This window comes from Prochlorococcus marinus str. MIT 0919, assembly GCF_027359375.1.
In the GTDB taxonomy this organism is placed as follows: domain Bacteria; phylum Cyanobacteriota; class Cyanobacteriia; order PCC-6307; family Cyanobiaceae; genus Prochlorococcus_D.
Window position 1 is genome coordinate 823,869 of sequence record NZ_CP114779.1, and the last position, 20,337, is coordinate 844,205.

Below are 20,337 nucleotides of genomic sequence, written 5' to 3' on the forward strand. Positions count from 1 at the left end.
AACCGCACAAAAAAAACATTTCGATAGGGGGCTAACCGAACATCCACGCTTCACACTCCTTAACAATTTTGGTTATATTTCGTTACATCCATTCTTTCTTTCACGTGGATCAATCCAACACCTCAGTCCTAGACATTGCTTTAGGCAGGCCAGCAATGATTGGGTTCATGCTTCTTTTAAGCACATACCTTTTAACTGGTCAAATCATTCCTGGAGCCTTCTAATGAACAAATCCAATCCTTCGGGCAGACTCGAAAATAGCAAAGTCATAGCCGAAAAGATTAATGGAAGAGCTGCACTAATTGGCGTAATTGCTCTTTTAGGAGCCTATACGTCTACAGGGCAAATCATTCCTGGTTTTCTTTAAGTAAGTTCTTATTCAATTACAACTATTTTTTTTATCATGACTCCTGAAGCCGAAAAATTTAATGGCTGGGCAGCAATGCTTGGCTTCGTTGCCGCTTTTGGCGCTTATGCAACTACTGGGCAAATCATTCCTGGAATCTTTTAAATACATGGAATGCAATCCTTTCAAGCCTTTACAACAACTTGTAAGTACTGCCTATAGAAAAATCTCTTCATATTTATTTTTGGAGAGATTTTAAATGGGGTTAGGTCAATTATTTCTAACATCTATTTCATCTGGAATTATTACTCAAGATGAATTGGGATGGGTAGCTAGAAACCAATTAACTTTTTCCAGGTGCGAAGAATCTATGGCTTTAAAGCTTGGCCGCCTACTCGATAGGGGTCAGATTCACCTTGGATGCAGAATTTGAATCGCTTGAACAAATGCTAATCAGCACCATTTCTTATTAGACAGTTTGATCACTAAAAGGCGAACCGTACTTTAAAACTTTAAAACCTCAATTTAAAAATGACATCTTCTTCTTACATCACGACTGAATCAGGCAATCGTCAAAATGCATTTCCTGTTGAAGCTCAACCAGAACTGGTAGCAAACTATTCAGGTTATATAGAGGAAGCTGAAAAGGCTAATGGCCGATGGGCAATGATTGGATTCATAGCACTATTGGGTTCATACATCTCAACAGGTCAAGTAATCCCAGGTATTTTTTAATTCGCAGACACTACTTATCATTTACTCAAAAAAAATAATTAACCATTTTGAACTAGCTCATTCCAGTTTTCTCCTAATTCGAGATCATCGAATGTCTCTAAAAAAAATAGAAAAATAGTAATGAAAAATATACAGCTACTTCTCACAACCTTCTTTACAGGCGGGGTAGTAATTAGTTTAGGGATAACAATCCTTGAAAGGTTTTATTGGAGCTCCTCATGAAATCCGCAATAAAGCCAGCATTTGTCTACTTTTAATTATTTGGTCGCTTGCTTCCAAATAATTAAAAGTAGTAATGACATTAAAATCAAAGGGAACATAGTTTTTAATACTCCTACAAAAATCAATACTCCCAACCCCAACAAGGAGTAGATCATCCAAAGTGGGGTAAAGCGGACTGCATTAGAACCTGCTGAACTTGCAGGAGGAATAACTTCAGGGTCAATTGCCATGACAAGTAAGCATTTAGAGTCAAAATAACTTGCTTTTGTTTCTAAGCAAAGTAAATACCTGCCTAATACTAATAGGACAGTTTGTTAATCTAATGGTTTCAACCTTGATGAGCACGATGCTGCTTTAGCACCATTATGCAAACAATAGTTTTCTAATATTAGTATTTATAGATGAAAGAAGTCATCTTGTTGGGCTTAGCTTTATTGAGATGAACCACGAAACTTCCCAGTCAAGCTGGCTATATTCTCCTGATGCACCTTGACCTCATTGTCAAACTGTTTTCTATAAGATTCAACTAAATCATAGCTAGTAGGTATTGTGACGGAGTCAACAAAATCCTGAACATAGTCAGAGGTAAAAAGTCTCCAGAATTGATTCATGTTTTATTAAAAGGTATTTTCACTTCTAAAGTTCACACTCAAAATCTTATTAATCAATATCTATGCCGTGTAATTGTCTTACCTAGTAATAATTTATAGCTATATACAAAAGAGAAGATGCTAATAGAAATAGTCAAGCACTTTTAGCCTAAAGGAATCTAACAGTTTTTATCATTCTATCCAACAAGGGAATGCTAGTCTCCTATCTGCCTCCATTGCAAAAATGAACTGCTTGGGAAGAACTCTTACCATTTTCTCTAACTTCTTCTACGCATGTAGTAAACACCTTGGACTCTTGCTTGACAGCACAGAAACCAATTGCAATTGCAGCCAGAGATAATGCAGAGATAATGCTAGTGCCTAATTGGATGACACCGTAGGCAAGCATTGCACCTTTCTTATTTCCGCAATTTTTCTTTTGGCTTGAGTCTTGTTCAGTCATTGAAATAAACAGTTAACATGAATATTATATGAAATTTTTTTGCAACATTGCGAGCCAACAAAGAAAGCTGCATGGCTAATTAAAATTGAAATCTCTTCAAAGCGATAACTTGGCACTTAATATTTTTCAATTATTCTCCAATATCCATTTGACCAATTAAAAGGATAAACCGTGCCTAAGACAATTTCTTCAATAAGTAACTAACCCTTCTCTGATTAACCCCTAAATCACTAGCACCAAATCTGGAAGCAGATTTTATTTGAATAATTCCTTGACTTAGTTTCAATATCTCAAGGTCATCTGGGAATCTAAAGATTAAACTTCTACAAATAGTTTTCAAATAATTCTTAGTATCGGTGACAACTGTTGTTCTAGGAATATTTTTTGCAATTTCTTTTAGCTGATTGAAAGTTTTGTCAGCATCTTTAAATTCTTTCTGAACAAAGATGCAATTTCCTTGACTAACACAAGCAGTAAGGCCAGATCGAGATGATGTCATTCCAAAAGTCTCAAAGTAGTAGATGTGCCACAAACACATCATGCCAACTTCTGTCTAAATTAGCTAAAAGGAATTGAACCAGCGGAACTATCCTTTTCAAGAAACCCCCTAGATTCTTAAATCGTGGCATAAGGAGTAGTTATTATTTTCTACTCAAAAGCTTCTTCCCTTGTGTGATATCAACAAAACTTTCAATCAATTTTTCACTTACCGACCAAAGTTGAGCTCTTGCATCACTATTTAAAGCAAGAGGAGCTATCCGACAAATTTTAGGGTGACCTCTAAAGTTAAATCTAGGTCCATATTGCTCACCATTTTTTGCATTATGGTTAGTTGCGGCAAGCAACTGAGGGAGAGATCCCATACGTGAGCTTTGAAAAATCGGATTGATTAATTTGTAGGCTATAGCCTCTTGCCAAGATCCATTAGATTTAATCGATGTTGACTGTAAATTAGTCCGAGCCAAACCAGGATGAGCAGCTAACGATGCAAGGTCTAAGCATGCAGCCTTTATCCTTTCACTTAATTCCAGAGCAAACATAACATTTGCAAGTTTGCTTTGAGAGTATGCCTTCCATCGATCATACTTTTTCTCGCCTTGAAGGTCTTCCCAATTAATTTTGCCCATATATTGGGCTCCAGAAGAAACAGTTACAACTCGTCCACCTGGTTTTTTTGCAAGCAATGGCAATAAATTTAAAGTTAATGCCATATGACTTATATGATTTACTGCAAATTGAAGTTCCAAGCGTTGTTTGCTGAATGTTTGCGGAGGTGCCATGACTCCGGCATTATTAATTAACAGATCTAATTTCGTATATTTTAAAGCAATTTTTTCTAAAGCTCTATTTACGTTTTCTAAATCAGAAAGATCTATCTGCAGAACTTCTACCGTTTGAGAACCTGTTCCATCAACAAGTTTCTCTCTTGCTTGTTCAGCCTTTTCTATATTTCTACAGCCAAGAATCACAGTTGCACCCTTGCTCAATAAAGCGTATGCAGTATCTAGCCCTAGACCACTATTTGCGCCTGTGATAAAAGCTATACGACCTTCCTGGCAAGGGATTGAATTAAAAGACCAAGTCATTTAGTTTGCATTGAAAATATCAATGTTAAAATTATCAGTTATATTAAATATTAAGGCCATGATCATAAACATGAATAATCCAGGCAATACCATTAGTGAGCCTAACAGCTTCTTAAAAAGTATTAAATATTAAAATAGAAAAATCTTTTGATTAGTTTAATGCCATAACAATGCACAAATTAATACTTCAAAAAAATTAAACTCCAAATGAATTACCAAATGTTACTGGAATGCCATGCTCATGGAACAACAATAACAAAGCAGGAGGCCAAGCTGCTAGAGCTAGAACTTGACTCTCAAATCGCAAGCATAAAGATTTCAAGAAGTCAGGGTTGTGTTAAAACTGCTCCAGACCATATTTGCCAAGCCGCCTCTGTTTGCAAAGGAAGTTTATGGATCACTTGTTTTGCAGCTGTGCTTGATCAAGTAAGTCCAGTACCTATAGGGGGTAAAGCAAGAGGTGCAAAAGTTTTTGATGAACTGGTAAGTAATGGTTATAAAATCTCTTAAAATGGCTCAAAACTTCAATTCAAATTATGAGTGGCGGAAATGGCTTCTTAAGATATTTGATAATACAAGGTATTATAAAGAAAGAGAAATGAAAAGAGTATTTCAATGGAGACGATATTTAGGATGGAAAGATTTAACAGATCAAGAGAAATTAGTAACCAAGAGAGTTCTAATAATTCCATTAATAGCTTTTCCGATTCTATCGATGATTAGAGCTTATACACCTCTAATCATTACCGGGTTAACCATTTTGTTCCTATATAGATTCTTCGAGAAAGGAAAGCTATTTAAATGAGAGTTTAATTCAGATATATTTAAAATGAACTAATTAGAAAGGCATCATTGTTATAAATAAATAGACCTATTCTTTACAAAATCACAAACAGTGAAAAGAATTATTTAAAGGCCAATCAATGAAGATATAAAAGCTGGAATTGGAATCTTTGAAGTAACCGTTGCCAATAAAGCCATATCAAATTGATGAACTGCTGGGATGGTTCTATCAAGAACAAAAATAGCAAGATAGGGGACATTCATTGCTAGCTGCCATCGCCATTTATAAGTAATGATTCCCCATGCCTTTTTGGCATACGTCTTCTGACGATCAGTAAGTCTTTCCCAGTTATTAAAAGCAAACTGTTTAATACGTTCCTGAGCTCCAACCTCAGACAAACCGCTTTGTGATTGCATTATGAAATTCTCAGAGGCCAATAGTTATAGCTCATAAGGCTTTGAACTACTGACCATCGAAGTACAGTTTCAAGATTGTTGTATCTCAGCATGCTGCAAATAATGATGAGATTTAAAAAAATTGCAAACATGAAGCACATCCACAAATCATTGCAGCTCGATATTGCAAGGAGTTCATTTGGCACAAATCAAATACAGTAGTTTCTAACCACTTGTGAACTTTGAGCAATAAGCTGATGCTTAAGTGAATCCAAAAAATTTACTCAAACTTTCTTATGTCAAGCGAAAAAGACCAGTCTTCTCAAAATAAAGAAGAGAGCAATGAGAAACCTAGGGATTCTCTACTGAGCTATGAATGCGAAGAAGATGATGATGGCAATGACTGGGAAACTTAATGGATAAATCTCAGTGCTGCGAGCCAAGAGGAACCTTGATGGATAAGAACTAGCTATTCCTAAAGTCAAATTGCTTTAGAATATCTAAATCAATAATAGAGAGGGTACTTTCTTCTGTTGCTCGAAGATTAACTAAAGGAGCCATACCATCTTGATATGCCTCTTTCCATCTTGGAGCGCAAAGGCACCAATGATCTCCGGCCTTTAGACCAGGGAAGCCAATCTGAGGAGTTGAAAGATCATTCCCTTGGGCCTTGCTATAAGAAAGAAATTGTTCTGTCATTACTGCACAAAGAGTATGCATACCCATATCAGTTGCATCAGTTCTACATGAACCATCTCGATACCAACCAGTCATGGGACTACAACTACAAGCTTCAAGTGCAGTACCGAGAACATTTTTTGTTTCCATGTTTTGATGTTACTCCTTACTGATTAGTTTGATCTGAAAGATTTTGGGATCTGAGAGCCTTGGTTGATAAGAGCAAAACTTTTGCTCTCTCCCTTTTGCAAACGAACAACTGCTAATTGATGTGGTTGTCATAATGTATGCAGATAACTCTCACTTCTATTAATTATGAGCGCCTTCGTGTCCAGTGATCAATTAAGGCATTCATTCTAAATGAATTTATGGGAACAGAATTCTAGCCAACATTCCCCGTAAAACGAATGGAACCTAACCTAAGTTGGAAAAGATTTATTGACCAAGTAAAGCAATGAAGATAATCAGCTGGGATGAATTCAATTCCTGTGTAAAGAGTATTACCTCTTCATCTAAAGGGGAAAATTTTTCTGGTGTTTATGGTATTCCTAGAGGAGGGCTCTGTTTATCAGTTGCCTTAAGTCATTCTTTAGGTATCCCCCTGCTAACACAAATAAAAAAAGGTTGTCTTGTTGTTGATGATGTCTATGAAACTGGAAGAAGCCTGAGTCAAGTACTTAATACTCCTGAAGTCACTGCTTTTGTTTGGTTTAGCAAAGTGAAACCTAAATGGTGGCATGCTGTTGAACTTGCAAAACCTGATGAATGGCTTATTTTTCCATGGGAGAATAAGGATAATGCAGCAAAAGATATGAAAGATTATCAATTGTCGAGGATTAAAAATTAATGGCAAAAAAAACTATTTATCTTGCTTCTCCTTACGGTTTCTCTACGCAATGGAGTAAAAAGCTTCTACCAGAATTCGTTTCTGTCTTAGAGGCAATGGGTGCTGAAGTTTGGGAACCTTTCGAACGTAACGCCCAACAAGATTTTTCACATCCAGGTTGGGCATACAAAGTAGCGGTGGCTGATCTTCAAGACTTAAAGGACTCAGATGGTATCTTTGCAATTGTGAACGGCACTCCTCCTGATGAAGGAGTAATGGTTGAGCTAGGGGCAGCGATAGCGTTAGGTAAACCAACTTTTTTATTTCGTGATGACTTTAGAAGATGTACTGATTCAGAAGACTACCCTCTTAACCTGATGCTTTTTGCTGGCTTGCCAGCCGATAACTGGCAAGATTATTTCTACACTTCAGTTGAAGAAGTTAATTCTCCAGAGAAAGCCTTATTTGAATGGTTACTGAACTAAATCAGTTCTTATTTTTAAAAATAGATGTTACAAAGGTAACCAGTTGTGACAAAAGATAGCCAAGTAAATGCTGTTATTGAGAGTACAAAAAATACCACTTGGTCAAGAGCTTTCATTTGGTTCATAAATTTTACTAGGCTTGAAAAAGACCCCTTCTAATAAACTGCATAGCAAATATTGCTCCTAAAAAGAAAACTGTAGGTATGCCTAATGCATTAACAGCTAATGTTCTTACTGTGAAAACTGGATAACCACCATTAGGTCTATTATCAGGCACTACACCACTATCTTCCCAGTCTTGAATATTTTCAATTGTTGGAAAGCCTGGGATAGTGTTATTGTCCCATTTCAAAACACCCCACACAGAGAGCCATAGTATTGTTGAAATGATTGATATTAGTATCGGTGAAACTACTAACAAAATTTTCAAAATCATTTTGGTTATATTGATAGGTAATATATATTTATCACTAATTTATTTTCTTCAGAAACTAAATGATCTTTCTAGTGTTCGATTTTCTACTTTTTAATGTTAGTAAATTAAATCTATTTAGCCAAAAGGACTAGTGCCTTTTAAGGGGCCAACAAAGAGTATTTCCATTGCAGTACCTGTCAGCGCAAGCGGTAATACCCATATAGATAAGAAAAGTGGGCCGAAGAACCTAATTGAATTAGATCCTTTGAAAACTTTCTGTGTTGCTGTAAAGATTGTTTCAGCTTTAGTAAGCTTATTATGCGTGTCTTGGTATGGCTTAACGGGATTTGAAGATGTTAGGAAAAATCTTGTTTTATTGATTGCAATAATTGGTAGAGTCCAGACTGCCATAAAACGAGGTCCCAACCAATTACGAGGGTGAGGAAAAGCTGTTTGCTCTAGAGGCCTATTAATAGGAAAAGCAGATTCTATTGAGTTAGCAACATCTTCGAAATAAATAGAGGGCTTGCTTAAACTCTTTTTATTTGTAGTAGCTTGATACTCTTCGACGATTAACTGTTGATCCTTAAGAGGATTTTTTTTATAGACTTGTAAATCTTCATCACCAGGCAAAGAGCTTGTATTAAATGCTACTTCTGCGGTTGATATATTTTCTTTCCCAGAATCATTGTTTTGGATAATACTTTCATTAATTTCGAGGTCTTCCTTGTTTGCCATATCCTTAATTAGTTTTACATTGAACCCTATGATATTTAAGCTGAAGGGATATATAAAATAATCCCTTTAAGTGTATCAATCTGATCAAAGCTAGGTAACTTTTTAACAGAAGCTTCATAACAATTGTCTTAATATAAATATTAATTCTAAGTGGGAAGATGCTATTAAATGTTCTTGGGCTAATGAGATCTGAGCTAGGAGTAAATAATTCCACAATCAATTTTATTCTTATTTTCGCCACTTTAATGGTCGTAATATTACCATTATTATTTGTACTTAGATCTAAAAAAGACAGGAGGGAGATTACTCTTTAAATTTAAATTTCCATACCTCTAACAATAATCTAAAGATTCAATTACTGGTTTTTCTGGGTAAGAATACCAGTGAAGCCATGCAGATCACAGAGATAAGAGGTCCTGGAGATAAATTAAAGCCAATACTAAATACAAAACCTAAGATTGATATAACAAGTCCAAACATTGAAGATCTCGCCATGGCTACCCGCAAAGAGGGAGCTTGGTGCAACCCCCATAAAGTTGGCATGGAAAGCAAAGCAATTACAAGGATTACACCCATTGCAGCCATTGAACTGACTATGACAAGAGCAGTTGTGATCCCAAGAGCTATGTTTAAAAAAGGAACTCTTATACCACTTGCGGCAGCACCTTCTGGATCTAATCCAATATGAACAAGTTTGGAGTAACCGTACAACATCAAACAAATAAATGATGCGAAGGCGATAATGTTTCTTACTAAATCTCCGACATTAGCTGTTAATAAATCCCCGAAAAGAATCGATTCAAGGTCAATTCTTATTCCAAGTATGGGGATCAGAAGAACCCCTAGTCCTAGCGATCCAGCAAGTATTGTGTTCATTACTGCTTCATAACTTTCATTTTTTTTATTTGTCAAACTTTCTGCTATAAGCGCTCCTGACAACCCACTGAGAATTCCCCCAATAGACGGGTCAACTCCAAGTGCTACTGCCAAAGCCAAGTCTGGCAATGAGAGAAATTCTTGATCTTTATGAGCTGGAAATATCAGAGTTGGATACATCCAGAATTGAGCACCTTAAAAATAAATCAAACGCACCAAGATGCGACCCGATGACAGAATAAAAGAAGTTTTTTTCAGGATTAATTCTAAAAATCACTAAGAACAGTAATCCAGAAAAAAGCGAAGCCCTTTTAAGTGCTCTGCTGAGTTAACACTTTTCAAAACAGAAGTAAAAAAAAAACCAAGCTTTATAGATAGCTTGGGGTATGAGTGTGAACCTTATGCTTCAAAGAAAACTGATCACAAATTCTTGAAGTGTAAGCCTAATAAGTCTTAGCAACATTTGATTGCTGCCTAACAAGCTCAAAGAACTCTTGCTTCAAACTTGAATCATGACGAAAATCACCTCTAACAACTGAATTAATCATGCTTGTATCTGGCTCTTTAACACCTCGCCATTTCATACAGTAATGCTGAGCCTTTACAATAATGCCCAAGCCTTTAGGTTCACATAAACGTTCAATTTCATCTGCGAGTATCATCACAGCTTCTTCTTGAATATGAGGTCGAGAAAAAACCCAATCAGCTACTCTTGCAAACTTTGAAAGACCTATCACTTTCTCACCTGGTTTAATTCCAATCCAACAATCACCTAAAATTGGCACTAAATGATGAGAGCACGCAGATCGAACAGTAATTGGTCCAACAGTATATATTTCATCTAAGTTCTTATCATTTGGGAAACTAGTAACTTTTGGCTGTTGATAAAATCTGCCTTTAAAAACTTCATTGATATACATTCTTGATACTCTTTCTGCTGTTTCTTGCGTATTATGGTCATTATCAATATCAATCAATAAAGTTTTCAGTAAATCTCTCACTCGAGTAGCGACCTCTTTCTCAAGAGTTTCTAACTCACCGGGTAAAATATAATCAGAAATATTATCATTTGCATGAAATCTGGCTCCATTAGCCTTTATACGTTCGCGAATTATTTCTGATACTAACTTGCATGAGATCTTTTCTTGTAGATCATCTTTAATATTCTCATTAGGTGCTGTAGAAGTCATAAATTCTGTGTTAAATAAACAAAAACCAGATAACCTTTAATTTAAGAGCTTTGACCCTATCATACTGGATTAGCATTCCATATAGGGAAAACACTCACTTGATAGGTCTAACAAAGATTTGAATGATCAAGGTAAAAAATTTAACTTATCTAGGTCTCAAGAGCAATGTGGTCATTCAAAAGCTTTTGCAGCATCTTTCATGATTTGATCTTGTTCAGGGAACTGCCTTATGGTTGGTTTGATGAAAGAGCGCAGAGAGACCTATCATTTCATTGGAGCATGAGATTCTTAAATAATCGCTTTAAGAGAAGCGATTTTATTAAACCCTTGCTATCGGAAGAGCCTAGGAACTTTTTAATCAAAAGTGAAATGTCGCTATGCGGATAGATTAGAGGGAGTAGGCCGTTTATCCCTCCACTGCATTCCAATTCTGTGAGGTTCTCGCAAGTTCAAATTTCTTAGCGTTTCATTTTCGATTCCTTAACTCTTCAACGATGGAGTCCCATTTTTTACCAGCTTTTCTATGCTCTGCTTCTTTCCCTCTCGCAACAAGAGTCAAAATAAGGCTCTTAATCCTCTTTAGAAGATGGTTCATCAGAAGTGAGTATTAGTTGTTTCTTTTGGCATCTTAAGAGTATGTTCATCTTGTGTTTTTCTTTACTCATTTTAGTTACTTGCATTCAGATTTGCCTGTCCTCAAAACAGCTCAAGTCATCCCACTTATTCTTCGACAGCTTTCCATTTAAACTTTGCTATCGATGGAAATAATAAATTGCATAGAGTAATTCCAAATGAAGGGCTATTCATGAACAACAATAAATATGAATATCCATTAGAATCAGTAAGGTCAAATGCGCTTGTCCACTAAATCAAAAAGTATCCTCCTTTAAAGCAAGTTTTTTTTAAAGGAATTGCAGATTCTCAATCGGGCTTAGTTACATCAAGAAAGTTTCGGTAACTCTATCGCTTCAAAGGAAGCCAAACGCTGCTAAATCTATAATGTAGTTTATACTAATAAAGATACGTTACCTAAAAAATGGATCCTAATAAAAAAAAATTGGTCAAAAGATACAATAAATACTTAAGTGGAATTACCTGGTTAAATAATAATTGCCTATGTGGCAATTCAACAGGAATTAACCTTTTTAAAAAAGATAGGTATGGTATTAAAAATCCAGTTTGTCTTTGCTTGGAATGTGGAATTATAAGGGCAAACCCTATACCGCCATCTGCTGAAATGGATAATTTTTATAGCAGTGATTTATATCGACAAATATATGATGATGAAGATCTAGAGAACTATTTTGATAGAAAAGTCGAGTTAGCCCTTTCTAAACCATCTATCATTTTTGATGCATTGAACCCATTAGTTAAATTTAAAGATAAGAAGTCTATATTAGAAATAGGCTGTGCTGGAGGATGGAATCTTTTACAATTCAAGAATAATGGTTATACTGACATAGTTGGGTTTGAGCCAGGGAAATATTACAGGGAAATGGGTGCAAAAAAACTAGGTCTAGACATCCGTTATGGTTTTCTAGAGGAAGCACTAAAGGAAGGGAAAAAATATGATATAATTATTCTTAATCATGTGATTGAGCATATTCTAAACCCATTAGAAGTTTTAAATAAGATTTCTAGACTCCTAGAAGAGAAAGGAATACTTTACCTTGGGGTTCCAAACATACAAAGGTATGATATTGGCCAAATACAAAATGCTCACTATTGGTATTTTTCTCCATTGAACTTTGCTAAATTAATTACTACAGCACAATATAAAATAATAGATTTTGGAGATGATTCGATTCATATGTACTTTGTAGTTGAAAAAAATAATTTACTAGAAAATAGTATTAAAGAATGGATTAAACCAGATTTTATTTTAAAGCAAGAAAGGAACCAACTAATTTTCAAAGCTATGATTCAACCAATCAAAAAATACCTAATTGCTCTTAAAAAATTACTTTCTATAGAATTCAAAATCTAAAAGGTTAGATCTAGATTTATCTGAACTAGCTAGTTTGTTTTAAATCATTTTTAGATTTTCAGGTATAGCTAGTACCTGCTTTTAACCTTATAATTTTCACATTATTACAAATCAAAAAAACAGGCTAAGCTGCTTACGCTTTTCGCAAGTCAGCTGTATATCGCAAACTGAGCCGCAAAGAATTCTACTTACACTTCATAGACCTTACAAGTAGATTTACTAGGATGAAGTTCGCATTCCTTTTCCCAGGAAAAATCTTGCTTTACTTCAGTCAAGTTACGAGAGGGATTGTTAATATAATCGATATCTCTAAGTGGATCTTTAACGATAGTGAATGGAGTCCTTAGCTTCATAATTACCCCTATTCGATTACTTGAATTTTAGCATATCTTTTCATATTAAAATTACAGTTATTACTAAAGTATTTAAACTTAGTGATTCTTACTAACCAAAGTTTTACTAACCGAAATGGGTGATATGTACCAAATACATTCCTTTGGTTTACATCATTAGTTATTTCTAAAACCAAGAACAAAGTAATCTTTCTACTGCAAGAAATATCATGCATAAAACCTTTTTTAAAGATGTCTTTCCCGACTCATTCTTTTGTCCAATGATAACTATTTATGTTGTCTTTGATAGTCAAATAGAGGAGCTCAAGCGTAAACAGCATCAAGACGAGTTCGCCAATCTTGACATTTCCCGCAACAGACTTAAGGAGAGCTATCAGTCACGTATCAAAGTCATCGATGAACGTGAGCATGAGCTTCAAGAAAAGCTAAAGGGGCCCGCACCAGCAGCAGAAAAAACCAACTTGCTTGTGAAAAATCTGAAAAAGGCTTGCCTAATGCTTAGCCTTTTCCAATGGCCAAGCGATAAGGGTCATCAACGAACTACGAGGGGGTAAGCAAGATGCTTTTTATTGGAATTTCTATAGAGAGTCTTGAGAGAAGAAATCCATTCAAAGCCTTAAAACGACATTAACTGAGCATTATGCAAACGCCTAGCTTTCCTTTTCCTTGCAGCACTGTTGGCATTTAATATCGACTGATCGTGGTACTTACTTCCATTAGCAGTCGAAATCAACTGTGCTCTATGCAAACGTTGAGCTCTTTTCAGGTGAGAGCGGATTAAGGGAAGAGAGTTCATTACATTGCTCCAAAATGGCAACCCCGTTCCCTGTTGCCAATACATGCATCCCAACAGAGGGGGGAGGGACGAACGTTCTAAAAGTGTAGCAACAGATACCAAAAATAAGCCTTAGGGGGAAATGCTTAATTCAAAATGCCTTAAGTATTCATTTGTTGTTTTGATCCCGGTAAGCAGCTTTAAGAACCACCTATCAAGACTCGCTGCTGATTAGATAAAAGCTTGCTGAGATAGCAATACTTTCTCAATGGACCTGGCCACAGATTATAAATTCCAAGTAGAAAGATCAGTAGTGCCGGATGACCTTTGCATCCAAGCAATTTTCCATGTTTGATCTATTTTCTTGAAAATCATTGAATAACTTGATAAATCATTATTTTGCTGACCTTTAAAACTAAATGCTTCTTTCAAAGTAAAAGCTGCAAAGCCCCAGTCTGAATTCACTTCTAATCGGTGAATCTTTACTAATTCAGAAAGCTCAACAAGCAAATCTGCGTTGCTATACATTCCAACAAGAGCTTCTGCAGTAATAGGGTTCCCACTTGGCCTAATAGCCAAGAAGTCATCTGTAACATTAGAGATCAAAAAAGACTTATTTTCGGCTCGATTTGCAAAACCTTTTATAAGAGCTTCTATGTGCTGAGAACCTGAAGGCAATGTTTTAAGCGTTGTCTTTAAAGAATCTCATACCGCGAGAAATCAGTCTGTATATTTTGACAAAGAGGATCACGTAATGACATTTTAGGCATGAAGAAGGGGGACGTATTTCGATGTCCCCCTTTGAGTCCAGCTCTTATTTTCACTCAGCAAGCTTGGACTCCTTTTTCAGTAATAGCGAAAACAACCACAACACGCCAAGAGTAAAAACACCTCTTTTGAAATTGCCTCCAATAGTGATAAGCAACTAATCAACAATCCAAGTTGACTGCTCAAGGCTGGTCATCTCAACATCATGAGTAGAGATCCATTCACCATTAGCTGCAAGAAACTTATCTAACCCCCCTTCATGATGCTGATGAATGACAATTACCTTCTGAGGGTCTTCCTTGTTCACTCCTCTATATAGAGGCTTAATCCCGTACTCAGCATGTCTTCGATTAGCTTCATCACTATCAAAAATGGCTGACCACTCCCTAAAAGTTCCATTAAGTTTGAAAGTAACAACAGTCGTTTCCAGTGTCATCAAAAAATAGCAATTACATTAGGATTGCACTTTTCAAATCAAATTTCTTCATCAGCGGCATTTCTTCAGGCTCCACTGACAAAAGCAAACAATAGATATGGCAATTAAAGAGAGCAATGAAGAAAGGAGAGCACGCTTCAAGGCAATGTCTAGCGATGAGAGAAAAGCTTTGATTAGGGAAAAAATGAAAGCCGAGAAATTACAAGAAGGAAGTGGGATACCAGGGAAAGATTTGACTTCTTATGACCAAGATGAGATCTGGGAACTAATCCAAGTGACTAGTTTCTTACCTGAGATGCTAACCAAGCCGACAACAACGAAGCCAAAGGCTCCGAATAGAAGAAAATTAGTAATTACTTGGATACTGGTTGCAATAGCTGTAACTGGTGGGATGGTCTTGTATTACAAGCAATATCCATCACCAGAAGTAAGAAAAGAACTCTCAGTAGGTGGAATGTTTGATGATTAAATAGCGAAAACTCACGATCTAGTCTTCAAACTGTTTGTGAAAACATTTATTGACTGAATATATAAGCTATATATCTCCACTAACTTCCTTGAATTCATAAAGATCTTCTTTTTGTTTCCGACAAATCTCATCTTTTATTTGAGGTGAATTCTCTCTATCCAAACAATGGTTTACAAGAGGTCAATCTTTTGTGTTCAAAGGAAAGGCTATGTCCAGTTCACAGCATGCCAAATAAAAAACATCCCTAACTCAAAATGGCTAAATCTAGTTCAGTCTTTCGAACTTTTTACCGAACTCACACATCATGACTAGCCGTAGGGATTGGATAAGTTGCTGAAATATTTGCTCCAACTGCATTGAGTTTTTCTGCCAAGTCTTCATAGCCTCTATCAAGGTGTGCCAAGCCCTGCACAATACTTGTTCCATTTGCAGCAAGGCTTGCTAACACCATTGCAGCGCAAGATCTTAAATCACCTCCTGTAATTGAAGTTGCTGTTAAATTGTTATCCCCTATAACAAAGGCAGTATTTCCGTCCAACAAAATCTTTGCTCCCATTCTCTGCAATTCGCCTACATGCTGCATTCTGTTTTCAAAGACAGTTTCTTCAATTTTTGAAGTCCCCTTCGCCGTAGTCATCACTGCCATAAAAGGGGCTTGGAGATCCGTCGGAAATCCTGGATAAGGACTTGTTGTTATATCAACTGCTTTAAGATTTTTCCTTGGGATGATGCTAAGAGTTTTACCCGAGAATTCGATTAAACAGCCACATTCTTGCAACTTTAAAATCACTGTCTCTAAGTGTTGCGGAATAACAGGAGAGATCGTCAAGGGAGAACGTGTAATTGCTGCTGCCATGAGAAATGTTCCAGCCTCTATACGGTCTGGCATTACTGAATGACTGCATCCACTGAGTCGCTCAACACCTTCAATAGTTATCCGCGAAGTTCCTGCACCTTTAATGATGGCACCCATCGCGTTCAGCATCCGTGCTAAATCTTGAATTTCAGGTTCGTGTGCTGCGTTCTCAAGAATTGTCATTCCCGAAGCAAGAGTAGCTGCCATCAATAGGGTTTCGGTAGCTCCAACACTCTTACATCGGAATTTAATGCGTGCACCTATTAATCTCTTTTGAGGTGTCATCACCTTTGCAACAACATAATCATTCTCAATTTCAACTCGTGCTCCTAAAGACCTCAAACCTTGAATATGCTCATCAATAGGTCTTGCCCCTATTTGACAACCACCAGGTAATGGGATTTGGACTTCCCCAAGCCTCGTAAGAAGAGGCCCTATGCAAAAAAAACTAGCTCTAAGGGAATGAAAAATATCGCGAGGTAAGCTCTTTGAGATAAGATTCATGCCACTGGTTCTTATCTCTAATTTACTTTGGTTACGTCTCATCATTATGCCAATCGAAACGAACAGCTGAGACATAGCATCAACATCAGCTAGACGAGGTACATTAGACAGGCATACACATCTATCTGTTAGCAAAGCTGCAGCCATGAGAACCAAGGCAGAGTTCTTAGCTCCACTAACTCTAATATGACCAGATAATTTTTGTCTGCCTAGAATTTGCCAATATCTAGGTAAATGATTATCGTTAAAAGTCACTGTATTAGCGATATTAAAAATGAGGGGCAAGCTGTAAGGTTGAACAGTTCCTTGCCCAGATATTCAGGTTCAATAGATAATTTTTATATATCACACCTATGATGTAGTGATTAATTGATTTGACGTGTCTTTAGGTGGCAAAAGCTTGCGCAATTGACCAGTAATATTTTCACAACGGGTACCTCTTTTTAAGTAAGGCTCATCACTTCTAACCTCAACAGAACATTCTCTTTTTCTCTTATCACTCCAGGAAATCAAAACGTTTACTTTTGATTTATAACCTAAACTGCCAACACTTTCTTGAGCGAATATCTGCGCATGCGTACTGAATTCTGTAGAAATACGTAAGCCAACTTCTTCAAGAACATTTTGCAAACTGCCCATCAAGCAATCGCTCGCCACCTCACTGAAATACTGGAAATAAGCCATTCTGCCTACAAGAGCTAGTAGATAACGTATTTTTAAATACCCATTCCTGGGTAGTCCCCATACCCAAACTCTACCACTTAAATATAAACTTATTGCGAAGTTTTAGTTTTCTCTTAAGGTTTTTTGGGAAAAACGTCTTATGAAGTGCATGGAATTATTATTTTGTTGGACGTATTAATTGTCGAAGATGATCTTATCCTCTTGGATTTCTCAAGCCAAGAGCTTGGGTGAGCAAAAATAAAGATGTGGCTAAAGCCATCTTAAGTCTAGAGTTTCTTATTCTGAATAAAGATATTCCTATCAGAAGAGAGCTGTTGGTTATGAATAACAAAAACTTTATTCATAACTAGGAATAAACCCTCTTTTTGATACTTACAAATAATGAGTCAAGTTAAACCAATCTCCCGTAAAATGAATTGATGTTTCCCACTCGTCATAAAAAGAAAGATCTCTTGGCCCGTTGCAATTCATTCATAAGTAATAACGACTAGCCATTTCTTCAAGCATCTTGCGGACGTGCTCGTCTCCAGCGTTGGTCTCTTCTTTTAACTTCTCACATGCTCCTTTAACTTGCATCCACACCACCTCCATCACTTCTCTCTCTTTTTCTGAAGGCTTCCATTTAGATGTTTCCATATAAAAAATAATAGAAGCAATCAGTAGTAAATTAGATCGCTAGGCTCATTAATTGTACATTCAAGGGAAAAAGTCATTTCGCTAAAAAAGTATGGCATCAAAAGATCCCTAACTACTGGTTAATAAAACCCAAGCCTAAATTCAGATCCTTTTTTATGGTAGGGACCTAAGGGATTTCCCTTGAAAGCACTTGAACTTTATGGACCGTGGGTCCATCAGATCCAATGTCCAATGATTGATGACTATGCCTAAATTGCGCCCTCTACCAACTACGGGTGCCCTAACTGGGATTCTTGAGGCTCTGGAATTTTTTCGCGACCCTAACTTCGCTCGAAGACGATTTGATCAGCTTGGGAATGTCTTTGCGACATCAATGCTTCTACAGCCCATGGTGTTCATTCAGGGGGACAAAGCCATTGCTGATTTGTTATCTCAGCCAGAGGCAATTGAAGTTTGGTGGCCGAAGAGTGTTCAGCAACTTTTAGGTAGACATTCACTCGCAAACCGGAACGGAGCAGCTCATAAAGCAAGAAGAAGGATGGTAGCCCAATTATTCTCATCTTCAGCACTTGAACGCTATAGCCCAGGTATTATCAACTTAATTGATGAGCTCGGCGAAGAACTAAACACTGCAACAGTCCCTCTCCCTTTAGCCAAGAAAATGCGACGTTTCGCTTTTTCCGTTATCGCTACAACTGTTCTTGGTCTGGAGGGTAATGATCGTGACAAGTTATTTTCTGATTTCGAGATATGGACCAAGGCTCTCTTCTCAATCCCCATAGATCTTCCAGGCAGTCCCTTTGCTAAAGCTCTCAAGGCAAGAAAACGTTTACTGGAACAACTTCAAGAAATACTTAGGAAGCCTATCAAAGGCAAAGGTGGCTTGGATTTACTAGCAGGAGGTCTTGATGAAACAGGCATTCCTTTCGCGGATGAAGATTTGGGGGAACAACTACTACTACTGTTATTTGCTGGATATGAAACCACAGCTTCTGCACTAAGTTGCCTAATGCGTGAATTACTTCTTAACCCCCAAATAGAAACATGGCTTCGTGAAGAGATAGATACTCTGGTCTGGCCTCCTACTCCTGAGCAGGCAGCTATAGTCTACGGTCCTGCAAATGCTCCAAGACTCGATGCCCTCGTAAAAGAAGTGATGCGCTTCACTCCACCAGTAGGTGGTTTTTTCCGCCGCACCAAGCAATCCTTAGTCTTAGATAACATTATTGTGCCTAGTAATCGTGTAGTGCAAGTAGCTTTAATTGCTTCTAACCGTCATGGGATTGATGACCTAGACGTCTTTCGACCACAACGTCACCTAGAGAATGAATGTTCTTTACACTTGATGCCTTTCGGCGGAGGCGAACGTGTATGCCTTGGAAAATCATTAGCTGAACTTGAGATTCGACTGATGGTGGTTGGGTTGTTTCGCAAATTACAACTTGAGGTTGTCCAGGATCAAGACCTCAGCTTGAGGCAGATTCCCAGCCCATCTCCTCGTGATGGGTTATTAGTAAAGGTAAAAGTGTGATCAATAAGCATGCCCAATAAATGGTAAAAAGGATTGGGAAAAGTAAAAATGGATTAGAAAACATCAACAAGTTCTGTTCACACTTTTGAGGTTCTAAATGACTAAAGAAAAGAGACCAAATCCTATGAAGGACTTTCTAGACAAGTTTTTTGATTTATGTAAGAACTATCAGCAGGAAATTCCACCACACAAAATGGCAGAGGTTTTAAGAGACTATGCAGAAAGGTTGGATGGGTAATGACAGACCTGTACCACTTCTCCTGTCTTACTATTCAATAAAAAATAATGCCTAATAAGCCTTCAAAATGGATTACCTCCCTGCGCGAAGAAATTCGACAGAAATGTGGCGAAGGGTGGATGGTGCGCGGCATAGGGAAAGGTCTTGTTCAAAAGGTTCAGCTGACAGTTCGTTTGGAGAGTGGCAATCGAACCAGCATTGTTCTTGGCCCAAAGGCTAAGAGCGATCCAGATTTTGTTCCATGGGTAGGAACAAGTGCAGGATGGATATTGAAAATCTCCACAGACATTTCGGCAATAATGAAATCTCAAGGGAAAGGTTTGGCTGAAGCATATGAACTAGTGAAACAAAAGAACAAATCTGGATTAAGTGGTGCTCTCGACTGGGAACAACTAGCTAGAAAATTCAAATCACATAAAACAAGTAATGGGAAAAAAGGATCACGAGTGTGGAACCGAAACTACCGAACTCCTATTGCCCGCACATTGATTATCATCACTGACGACATTTCTGTATCAGGTGGCTACTCGGTTTTAAAAACCCTTGTTGAACGTCATGGAGGGGAGCCTGGCTCAGCAAGCCGGCGACTACGGATACAATACGCAGCGGAATTCCTACGCTTTGCCTTTAAGAATGGGGCTAATAGAAGTTGGCTACCACCAGATAATCTGAATACATTCATTGGAGAGAAAACAACAATGGATCAACTAACTTAGTGAGGATGCGCACAAGAGCGAGCCTTGACAAACAGCTTCTGTTAACTCTCCCATT

The 20,337-nt window shown here is 37.3% G+C and carries 33 protein-coding genes; 15 read left to right on the plus strand and 18 right to left on the minus strand.

The window, feature by feature from the left end:
- Positions 1-104 precede the first annotated feature (104 nt).
- The 5 genes from O5635_RS04625 to O5635_RS04645 all read left to right on the plus strand — a co-directional run bounded on the left by O5635_RS04625 (position 105) and on the right by O5635_RS04645 (position 1,081).
- Positions 105-224, plus strand: a complete 120-nt coding sequence (locus tag O5635_RS04625; protein ID WP_072013236.1) for a high light inducible protein — start codon at positions 105-107, stop codon at positions 222-224.
- Positions 224-367 (plus strand): high light inducible protein, encoded by a 144-nt coding sequence (locus O5635_RS04630; protein WP_036900328.1) that lies wholly within the window; start codon positions 224-226, stop codon positions 365-367. Before O5635_RS04625 ends, O5635_RS04630 begins: the two co-directional genes overlap by 1 nt.
- Before the next feature lie 36 nt (positions 368-403).
- On the plus strand, positions 404-511 hold the full coding sequence (locus tag O5635_RS04635; RefSeq protein ID WP_011125327.1) for a high light inducible protein: 108 nt from the start codon (positions 404-406) through the stop codon (positions 509-511).
- A 94-nt stretch (positions 512-605) separates the two neighbouring features.
- Complete coding sequence (locus tag O5635_RS04640; protein WP_152557241.1) at positions 606-779, plus strand: hypothetical protein; 174 nt, start codon at positions 606-608, stop codon at positions 777-779.
- 98 nt (positions 780-877) lie between these two features.
- On the plus strand, positions 878-1,081 hold the full coding sequence (locus tag O5635_RS04645) for a high light inducible protein (RefSeq protein WP_036900330.1): 204 nt from the start codon (positions 878-880) through the stop codon (positions 1,079-1,081).
- Between the two features lie 257 nt (positions 1,082-1,338).
- Here the strand turns inward: O5635_RS04645 and O5635_RS04650 are convergent, their stop codons facing one another.
- The 5 genes from O5635_RS04650 to O5635_RS04670 all read right to left on the minus strand — a co-directional run bounded on the left by O5635_RS04650 (position 1,339) and on the right by O5635_RS04670 (position 3,942).
- Positions 1,339-1,533 (minus strand): hypothetical protein, encoded by a 195-nt coding sequence (locus O5635_RS04650; RefSeq protein ID WP_036900332.1) that lies wholly within the window; start codon positions 1,531-1,533, stop codon positions 1,339-1,341.
- 201 nt (positions 1,534-1,734) lie between these two features.
- Positions 1,735-1,914, minus strand: a complete 180-nt coding sequence (locus O5635_RS04655) for a hypothetical protein (protein WP_152557242.1) — start codon at positions 1,912-1,914, stop codon at positions 1,735-1,737.
- A 202-nt stretch (positions 1,915-2,116) separates the two neighbouring features.
- Complete coding sequence (locus tag O5635_RS04660; RefSeq protein ID WP_036900335.1) at positions 2,117-2,356, minus strand: hypothetical protein; 240 nt, start codon at positions 2,354-2,356, stop codon at positions 2,117-2,119.
- Between the two features lie 175 nt (positions 2,357-2,531).
- Positions 2,532-2,855: a DUF1499 domain-containing protein gene (locus O5635_RS04665; RefSeq protein WP_036900338.1), complete on the minus strand. Its 324-nt coding sequence runs from the start codon at positions 2,853-2,855 to the stop codon at positions 2,532-2,534.
- A gap of 142 nt (positions 2,856-2,997) precedes the next feature.
- Positions 2,998-3,942 (minus strand): oxidoreductase, encoded by a 945-nt coding sequence (locus tag O5635_RS04670; protein WP_036900340.1) that lies wholly within the window; start codon positions 3,940-3,942, stop codon positions 2,998-3,000.
- A gap of 207 nt (positions 3,943-4,149) precedes the next feature.
- Between O5635_RS04670 and O5635_RS04675 the strand changes: the two genes are divergently transcribed.
- Entirely contained in the window at positions 4,150-4,452 is a 303-nt protein-coding gene (locus tag O5635_RS04675) for a hypothetical protein (RefSeq protein ID WP_036900342.1), read from the plus strand.
- Positions 4,433-4,747: a hypothetical protein gene (locus O5635_RS04680; protein ID WP_052042613.1), complete on the plus strand. Its 315-nt coding sequence runs from the start codon at positions 4,433-4,435 to the stop codon at positions 4,745-4,747. Before O5635_RS04675 ends, O5635_RS04680 begins: the two co-directional genes overlap by 20 nt.
- A 104-nt stretch (positions 4,748-4,851) precedes the next feature.
- Here the strand turns inward: O5635_RS04680 and O5635_RS04685 are convergent, their stop codons facing one another.
- Together O5635_RS04685 and O5635_RS04690 are read right to left on the minus strand one after the other, a co-directional pair.
- Entirely contained in the window at positions 4,852-5,142 is a 291-nt protein-coding gene (locus O5635_RS04685; RefSeq protein ID WP_036900437.1) for a hypothetical protein, read from the minus strand.
- A gap of 444 nt (positions 5,143-5,586) precedes the next feature.
- Complete coding sequence (locus tag O5635_RS04690; protein WP_036900345.1) at positions 5,587-5,949, minus strand: DUF2237 family protein; 363 nt, start codon at positions 5,947-5,949, stop codon at positions 5,587-5,589.
- A gap of 304 nt (positions 5,950-6,253) precedes the next feature.
- Between O5635_RS04690 and O5635_RS04695 the strand changes: the two genes are divergently transcribed.
- Together O5635_RS04695 and O5635_RS04700 are read left to right on the plus strand one after the other, a co-directional pair.
- Positions 6,254-6,646: a phosphoribosyltransferase gene (locus tag O5635_RS04695; RefSeq protein WP_036900346.1), complete on the plus strand. Its 393-nt coding sequence runs from the start codon at positions 6,254-6,256 to the stop codon at positions 6,644-6,646.
- Positions 6,646-7,110 (plus strand): nucleoside 2-deoxyribosyltransferase, encoded by a 465-nt coding sequence (locus O5635_RS04700; protein ID WP_036900349.1) that lies wholly within the window; start codon positions 6,646-6,648, stop codon positions 7,108-7,110. The genes O5635_RS04695 and O5635_RS04700 overlap by 1 nt, the downstream gene beginning before the upstream one ends.
- 133 nt (positions 7,111-7,243) lie before the next feature.
- Here O5635_RS04700 and psbF read toward each other — a convergent pair whose 3' ends face one another.
- The 5 genes from psbF to O5635_RS04725 all read right to left on the minus strand — a co-directional run bounded on the left by psbF (position 7,244) and on the right by O5635_RS04725 (position 10,924).
- Positions 7,244-7,546, minus strand: a complete 303-nt coding sequence (gene psbF, locus O5635_RS04705; protein ID WP_072013237.1) for a cytochrome b559 subunit beta, long form — start codon at positions 7,544-7,546, stop codon at positions 7,244-7,246.
- Positions 7,547-7,660: 114 nt separating this feature from the next.
- Positions 7,661-8,263 carry a hypothetical protein gene (locus tag O5635_RS04710; RefSeq protein ID WP_052042616.1) on the minus strand — a complete coding sequence of 201 codons (603 nt, stop codon included), beginning with the start codon at positions 8,261-8,263 and terminating at the stop codon, positions 7,661-7,663.
- Between the two features lie 351 nt (positions 8,264-8,614).
- On the minus strand, positions 8,615-9,319 hold the full coding sequence (locus tag O5635_RS04715; protein WP_081934246.1) for a metal ABC transporter permease: 705 nt from the start codon (positions 9,317-9,319) through the stop codon (positions 8,615-8,617).
- Positions 9,320-9,582: 263 nt separating this feature from the next.
- Complete coding sequence (gene folE / locus O5635_RS04720) at positions 9,583-10,329, minus strand: GTP cyclohydrolase I (RefSeq protein WP_036900351.1); 747 nt, start codon at positions 10,327-10,329, stop codon at positions 9,583-9,585.
- Between the two features lie 466 nt (positions 10,330-10,795).
- Entirely contained in the window at positions 10,796-10,924 is a 129-nt protein-coding gene (locus tag O5635_RS04725) for a hypothetical protein (protein WP_269608108.1), read from the minus strand.
- 441 nt (positions 10,925-11,365) lie between these two features.
- On the opposite strand from O5635_RS04725, the gene O5635_RS04730 reads away from it, so the two are divergent.
- Both O5635_RS04730 and O5635_RS04735 read left to right on the plus strand, forming a co-directional pair.
- Entirely contained in the window at positions 11,366-12,316 is a 951-nt protein-coding gene (locus tag O5635_RS04730; RefSeq protein WP_036900353.1) for a class I SAM-dependent methyltransferase, read from the plus strand.
- Between the two features lie 562 nt (positions 12,317-12,878).
- Positions 12,879-13,223 (plus strand): hypothetical protein, encoded by a 345-nt coding sequence (locus O5635_RS04735; protein ID WP_072013238.1) that lies wholly within the window; start codon positions 12,879-12,881, stop codon positions 13,221-13,223.
- Between the two features lie 62 nt (positions 13,224-13,285).
- On the opposite strand, the gene O5635_RS04740 is transcribed toward O5635_RS04735, so the two are convergent.
- From O5635_RS04740 to O5635_RS04750, 3 genes are all read right to left on the minus strand, one after another.
- Positions 13,286-13,465: a hypothetical protein gene (locus O5635_RS04740; protein ID WP_152557244.1), complete on the minus strand. Its 180-nt coding sequence runs from the start codon at positions 13,463-13,465 to the stop codon at positions 13,286-13,288.
- Between the two features lie 264 nt (positions 13,466-13,729).
- Positions 13,730-14,122, minus strand: coding sequence for a DUF3804 family protein (locus O5635_RS04745; RefSeq protein WP_036900358.1), 393 nt, complete (start codon positions 14,120-14,122; stop codon positions 13,730-13,732).
- 247 nt (positions 14,123-14,369) lie between these two features.
- Complete coding sequence (locus tag O5635_RS04750) at positions 14,370-14,648, minus strand: DUF3764 family protein (protein ID WP_036900360.1); 279 nt, start codon at positions 14,646-14,648, stop codon at positions 14,370-14,372.
- Positions 14,649-14,745: 97 nt separating this feature from the next.
- On the opposite strand from O5635_RS04750, the gene O5635_RS04755 reads away from it, so the two are divergent.
- Positions 14,746-15,117, plus strand: a complete 372-nt coding sequence (locus tag O5635_RS04755) for a hypothetical protein (protein ID WP_072013239.1) — start codon at positions 14,746-14,748, stop codon at positions 15,115-15,117.
- A gap of 295 nt (positions 15,118-15,412) precedes the next feature.
- On the opposite strand, the gene murA is transcribed toward O5635_RS04755, so the two are convergent.
- From murA to O5635_RS04770, 3 genes are all read right to left on the minus strand, one after another.
- Positions 15,413-16,732 carry a UDP-N-acetylglucosamine 1-carboxyvinyltransferase gene (gene murA / locus O5635_RS04760; protein WP_152557245.1) on the minus strand — a complete coding sequence of 440 codons (1,320 nt, stop codon included), beginning with the start codon at positions 16,730-16,732 and terminating at the stop codon, positions 15,413-15,415.
- 96 nt (positions 16,733-16,828) lie between these two features.
- Positions 16,829-17,161 carry a hypothetical protein gene (locus O5635_RS04765; RefSeq protein WP_036900361.1) on the minus strand — a complete coding sequence of 111 codons (333 nt, stop codon included), beginning with the start codon at positions 17,159-17,161 and terminating at the stop codon, positions 16,829-16,831.
- Between the two features lie 471 nt (positions 17,162-17,632).
- Entirely contained in the window at positions 17,633-17,797 is a 165-nt protein-coding gene (locus O5635_RS04770) for a hypothetical protein (RefSeq protein WP_152557246.1), read from the minus strand.
- A 244-nt stretch (positions 17,798-18,041) separates the two neighbouring features.
- Between O5635_RS04770 and O5635_RS04775 the strand changes: the two genes are divergently transcribed.
- The 3 genes from O5635_RS04775 to O5635_RS04785 all read left to right on the plus strand — a co-directional run bounded on the left by O5635_RS04775 (position 18,042) and on the right by O5635_RS04785 (position 20,282).
- The gene (locus tag O5635_RS04775; protein WP_081934249.1) at positions 18,042-19,328 is read left to right on the plus strand and encodes a cytochrome P450; all 1,287 of its coding nucleotides are present in this window, start codon (positions 18,042-18,044) and stop codon (positions 19,326-19,328) included.
- A 97-nt stretch (positions 19,329-19,425) separates the two neighbouring features.
- On the plus strand, positions 19,426-19,566 hold the full coding sequence (locus O5635_RS04780) for a hypothetical protein (RefSeq protein WP_193741988.1): 141 nt from the start codon (positions 19,426-19,428) through the stop codon (positions 19,564-19,566).
- Between the two features lie 47 nt (positions 19,567-19,613).
- The gene (locus O5635_RS04785; protein ID WP_036900366.1) at positions 19,614-20,282 is read left to right on the plus strand and encodes a hypothetical protein; all 669 of its coding nucleotides are present in this window, start codon (positions 19,614-19,616) and stop codon (positions 20,280-20,282) included.
- The last annotated feature ends 55 nt before the right edge of the window (positions 20,283-20,337 follow it).

Coding starts and splice junctions, on each gene's coding strand:
- O5635_RS04630 (WP_036900328.1), top strand. CDS start 224: ATGAACAAATCCAATCCTTCGGGCAGACTCGAAAATAGCAAAGTCATA.
- O5635_RS04635 (WP_011125327.1), top strand. CDS start 404: ATGACTCCTGAAGCCGAAAAATTTAATGGCTGGGCAGCAATGCTTGGC.
- O5635_RS04640 (WP_152557241.1), top strand. CDS start 606: ATGGGGTTAGGTCAATTATTTCTAACATCTATTTCATCTGGAATTATT.
- O5635_RS04645 (WP_036900330.1), top strand. CDS start 878: ATGACATCTTCTTCTTACATCACGACTGAATCAGGCAATCGTCAAAAT.
- O5635_RS04650 (WP_036900332.1), bottom strand. CDS start 1,533: ATGGCAATTGACCCTGAAGTTATTCCTCCTGCAAGTTCAGCAGGTTCT.
- O5635_RS04655 (WP_152557242.1), bottom strand. CDS start 1,914: ATGAATCAATTCTGGAGACTTTTTACCTCTGACTATGTTCAGGATTTT.
- O5635_RS04660 (WP_036900335.1), bottom strand. CDS start 2,356: ATGACTGAACAAGACTCAAGCCAAAAGAAAAATTGCGGAAATAAGAAA.
- O5635_RS04665 (WP_036900338.1), bottom strand. CDS start 2,855: ATGACATCATCTCGATCTGGCCTTACTGCTTGTGTTAGTCAAGGAAAT.
- O5635_RS04670 (WP_036900340.1), bottom strand. CDS start 3,942: ATGACTTGGTCTTTTAATTCAATCCCTTGCCAGGAAGGTCGTATAGCT.
- O5635_RS04675 (WP_036900342.1), top strand. CDS start 4,150: ATGAATTACCAAATGTTACTGGAATGCCATGCTCATGGAACAACAATA.
- O5635_RS04680 (WP_052042613.1), top strand. CDS start 4,433: ATGGTTATAAAATCTCTTAAAATGGCTCAAAACTTCAATTCAAATTAT.
- O5635_RS04685 (WP_036900437.1), bottom strand. CDS start 5,142: ATGCAATCACAAAGCGGTTTGTCTGAGGTTGGAGCTCAGGAACGTATT.
- O5635_RS04690 (WP_036900345.1), bottom strand. CDS start 5,949: ATGGAAACAAAAAATGTTCTCGGTACTGCACTTGAAGCTTGTAGTTGT.
- O5635_RS04695 (WP_036900346.1), top strand. CDS start 6,254: ATGAAGATAATCAGCTGGGATGAATTCAATTCCTGTGTAAAGAGTATT.
- O5635_RS04700 (WP_036900349.1), top strand. CDS start 6,646: ATGGCAAAAAAAACTATTTATCTTGCTTCTCCTTACGGTTTCTCTACG.
- psbF (WP_072013237.1), bottom strand. CDS start 7,546: ATGATTTTGAAAATTTTGTTAGTAGTTTCACCGATACTAATATCAATC.
- O5635_RS04710 (WP_052042616.1), bottom strand. CDS start 8,263: ATGGCAAACAAGGAAGACCTCGAAATTAATGAAAGTATTATCCAAAAC.
- O5635_RS04715 (WP_081934246.1), bottom strand. CDS start 9,319: ATGTATCCAACTCTGATATTTCCAGCTCATAAAGATCAAGAATTTCTC.
- folE (WP_036900351.1), bottom strand. CDS start 10,329: ATGACTTCTACAGCACCTAATGAGAATATTAAAGATGATCTACAAGAA.
- O5635_RS04725 (WP_269608108.1), bottom strand. CDS start 10,924: ATGAACCATCTTCTAAAGAGGATTAAGAGCCTTATTTTGACTCTTGTT.
- O5635_RS04730 (WP_036900353.1), top strand. CDS start 11,366: ATGGATCCTAATAAAAAAAAATTGGTCAAAAGATACAATAAATACTTA.
- O5635_RS04735 (WP_072013238.1), top strand. CDS start 12,879: ATGCATAAAACCTTTTTTAAAGATGTCTTTCCCGACTCATTCTTTTGT.
- O5635_RS04740 (WP_152557244.1), bottom strand. CDS start 13,465: ATGAACTCTCTTCCCTTAATCCGCTCTCACCTGAAAAGAGCTCAACGT.
- O5635_RS04750 (WP_036900360.1), bottom strand. CDS start 14,648: ATGACACTGGAAACGACTGTTGTTACTTTCAAACTTAATGGAACTTTT.
- O5635_RS04755 (WP_072013239.1), top strand. CDS start 14,746: ATGGCAATTAAAGAGAGCAATGAAGAAAGGAGAGCACGCTTCAAGGCA.
- O5635_RS04765 (WP_036900361.1), bottom strand. CDS start 17,161: ATGGCTTATTTCCAGTATTTCAGTGAGGTGGCGAGCGATTGCTTGATG.
- O5635_RS04770 (WP_152557246.1), bottom strand. CDS start 17,797: ATGGAAACATCTAAATGGAAGCCTTCAGAAAAAGAGAGAGAAGTGATG.
- O5635_RS04775 (WP_081934249.1), top strand. CDS start 18,042: ATGCCTAAATTGCGCCCTCTACCAACTACGGGTGCCCTAACTGGGATT.
- O5635_RS04780 (WP_193741988.1), top strand. CDS start 19,426: ATGACTAAAGAAAAGAGACCAAATCCTATGAAGGACTTTCTAGACAAG.
- O5635_RS04785 (WP_036900366.1), top strand. CDS start 19,614: ATGCCTAATAAGCCTTCAAAATGGATTACCTCCCTGCGCGAAGAAATT.